This window comes from Microvirga aerilata, from assembly GCF_016743775.1.
GTDB lineage: Bacteria > Pseudomonadota > Alphaproteobacteria > Rhizobiales > Beijerinckiaceae > Microvirga > Microvirga aerilata.
In genome coordinates this window covers 1-2,934 of sequence record NZ_JAEQMY010000217.1, presented here as the reverse complement: position 1 = coordinate 2,934, position 2,934 = coordinate 1, and the positions used below count along the sequence as shown (strand labels likewise).

The following is a 2,934-nucleotide window of genomic DNA, read 5'->3' as shown; positions in this document are numbered from 1 at the left end:
GCCGACACCGGCCACGCCGTTCGCCTGGCATCGCCCTGGTACCGAGGGCGGCATGACTTACCGGATGCACCACTAAAGCGGCACGATGCTAATCCGTTCGGTAGGGAATAGAGGGCAGCCTGTTGTGCCGCCCTCTTGGGGAAGCTTACCGTCCTTGCCGTGCGGCCTGGGGGATGTCGCCCCGGGACAAGCCGATGTCGGAGAGTTCCCGGTCACTCAGGGCAGCAAGTTGACGGGCAGTCTCACGGGAACGGTGCCACTGACGAAGGCTCGAAAGAATGACCGAAAGAAACATGACGCAACCTCAACAATGATCCAGCCCGAGCGGAAGGGCGCCGCGAACTGGTAACGAGAAAAAGGCCACCGAATGGGGTGGCCGAGTTTAGGGAGGAAACCCGCCACAAGAGGCCATGGCGGAGGAGGGGGCATCTACAGCGCTCCTGGCTTGGGACAAACCTGAAAGTGTTCGCCCCTGCCATGCGGAATGAGCATGGAACGGATCGGAAGCGTTTACCGCCTGTTTACGGCTGCCGCGCACCTCACGCAGGAACCTTGCCGACGATCCACGCCGCCGCCACTGGGCTGAAGCCGATTTCGATCAATTCCTCCTCAAGGTCATCAATGGGATCAGGCTCAAGTGTAGTCGAGTTGTCCTCGGCTTCTGCATTGGGCTTCTGCCCACCTGAGTCCTGCTCCGCGTCCTCGATGGGCGCTACCGTGACCCGCACGATTGGGTCTTCGTTGCCGTTATCATCATCCTCACCTTCGTAGACCTTGAGTGTGACCCAGCGCTCCTCGACCTCATCCTCATAGACCGTTTTCCACTCGCCCATGTTCCCCTCCTGGATCATGTACCGGGGAAGGCCCGGCACTGACCAAGCTAGAGGTTGAAGCGAGGGATGCAATCGGCCTCCTTGTTCTCAATGCTGTAGCGCTATAGCGGCTTAGCATTATCGCATTATCGTGCTTTAACGTCACAGCACTATTGATCAATAACGGGCACACACCACCTCAGAAGAGCGGAGGCAATCCCCGCAACCCCTTGACTGGCCTCCGTAGACTTCAGCCCCGTTCAACCCAATCCCGACGGGGCTTTTTCATGCCTCATTATCAGCCCCACGGCACCCAGCCAGACATCGCTTGACAGCCTACGTCATGACGCAAGAATGATCCTGCCGTGACGGAGAAGCCGCCGTGGATGTGGTTGTGACGCCTGCGGAGTTCAAACTAGGCACTTGGATGTTGAGCGATAGGCTCCGGCGCCCTCTTGGAACCATCATCGAAGTCGCTCCGTCACTGTTCACCATCCAAGCGGACGGCAACGCTGGGCTGGCCGGAATGGAGGCTGCCAACTTTGTCTCTCTCGGCAGCGCTATGTCGGCCATCGCGAAGCACATGAAGGGTGAGTGTCAGCTTTCTAGCGGCAATGGATAACGTGAGGTCGCGTGACTTGCCGCCCGAGCGGTTGCTCAGCCTTTCACCACCCTGGAGACGGCTTCAGCCGTGAAGGGCCTGCCTGTCCTTGTGAGGAAGCCTGCCTGGGCGAGGGCGCTGGAGACGTCCCGGAGGGAACGACGCTTCCCGTTGACCGGATACCGATGGAGCCTCTTGGCAAAGCGTACCAGGTCCGGGTTGATTTCCCCGTAGCTCTTGCGGCCTTCCACCTTCACCCGGATGGCCTTGTCCTCCTTGGCAGCCTGGGCGAGGGCGATCCGCTTCCGATCCCGGGCGCCTTTCAGCTTCGTCACCACCATGGCCTTCTCGAACTGCGACACGGCCCCGAGAACCTGCCGGATTAGGATGGCAGTAGGAGTGTCGTCCAGGAAGGCGTCAGGCTTGTCGGCTGCAATCAGCTCGATCCCCTGTTCCTTCAAGAGAGCATAGCCCGTCTCCTGCACAATCAGGTCACGGGCGAAGCGGTTCGCCATCTCCACGATGATGGTCCGGACACCGTTCCCAGCGATCCGCTCCATCATGGCCGTGAAGCCGGGACGGGACGTCACCTGATCCGCGCCGCTCACCGCCTCGTCATAGTAGGTGCCCACCAGCTCGTACCCGGCAGCCCGGGCCAAGGACTCGATGGCAGCCCTTTGCCGCTTCTCGCTGTCCTTGTCGGCGCCAACATTGGCCGCGGACGAGGTGCGGAGATAGGCCACAGCCTTGATGGGTTCCTTACGCGCCATAGGTTTCCCTGTCCCTTTCGTCCCTATTTCTGAAGCACTGCAAAACCTGACCCTCAGCAACGTCCGTTGGACTAACGGCGCCTTCGGTTCGGTGATGCTCGTGAACTTAACGATCGCCAACCGCAATGATTTCTCCGTGAAAGACGTTGAAGTGACATGCGAGCATTTCGCTAATAGCGGTACCCAGATCGACTCAAACACACGAACTATTTACGAGAGAGTTCCAGCCAATACAGCATTCTCCGTCCATGGGTTCAACATGGGCTTTATTCATAGTCAGGCCAAAACAACTCGGTGTTCCGTAACGGATTACGAGCTGCTTTGAATTTAGTACCTAATTTGGAAGGATCAGTTACTCTCCGCACTCGACGCGGAGATAGAAGTCCATGGTGCGGATGACGCAGCGCTGACTGATCAGCAACGCGCGAGCCGAGTGGCCGAGATCCTCACCGAGATCCTCGCGGTTGAGCGTGAGGAGGAAGGCTTCATTGAGCAAGCGAATGCCGCAGGCGCGACTGTCCTGCGCCGCGCAGATGCTAATCCCCAAGCCGTTCTTGGCGTGTCGCTGTCTAACGTCTAGCGGCGCAATCTCGATGGCGAGGCTGTCCAGCAACGACAGCCTGCCCCGTTACTTCCGGGGGCCCTGACCCCGACACTTCATAGGGGGCCACAACTAAAGCGAATTGCGGGCTGGTTTGAAGCTAAAGCAATGGGTTGAGCGTTGGAGAGGTGTTGGTGCAGGAGGCCTACT

General features: G+C 59.1%; 4 protein-coding genes. All 4 read right to left on the bottom strand.

Annotated features, from left to right (window positions below; translation table 11 throughout):
• Nucleotides 1-145: 145 nt before the first annotated feature.
• A complete protein-coding gene (locus tag JKG68_RS31705; RefSeq protein WP_202066346.1) occupies nucleotides 146-295 on the bottom strand; it encodes a DUF1127 domain-containing protein in 150 nt (49 codons plus the stop codon).
• 244 nt (nucleotides 296-539) lie between these two features.
• Complete coding sequence (locus JKG68_RS31700) at nucleotides 540-833, bottom strand: hypothetical protein (protein ID WP_202066344.1); 294 nt, start codon at nucleotides 831-833, stop codon at nucleotides 540-542.
• Between the two features lie 636 nt (nucleotides 834-1,469).
• Nucleotides 1,470-2,183: a recombinase family protein gene (locus JKG68_RS31695; RefSeq protein ID WP_202066342.1), complete on the bottom strand. Its 714-nt coding sequence runs from the start codon at nucleotides 2,181-2,183 to the stop codon at nucleotides 1,470-1,472.
• 352 nt (nucleotides 2,184-2,535) lie between these two features.
• Entirely contained in the window at nucleotides 2,536-2,796 is a 261-nt protein-coding gene (locus JKG68_RS31690) for a hypothetical protein (protein WP_202066340.1), read from the bottom strand.
• Between the last annotated feature and the right edge of the window lie 138 nt (nucleotides 2,797-2,934).

Excerpts from the sequence above, each read along its gene's own strand:
- JKG68_RS31705 (WP_202066346.1), bottom strand. The coding sequence starts at position 295 with ATGTTTCTTTCGGTCATTCTTTCGAGCCTTCGTCAGTGGCACCGTTCC.
- JKG68_RS31700 (WP_202066344.1), bottom strand. The coding sequence starts at position 833 with ATGGGCGAGTGGAAAACGGTCTATGAGGATGAGGTCGAGGAGCGCTGG.
- JKG68_RS31695 (WP_202066342.1), bottom strand. The coding sequence starts at position 2,183 with ATGGCGCGTAAGGAACCCATCAAGGCTGTGGCCTATCTCCGCACCTCG.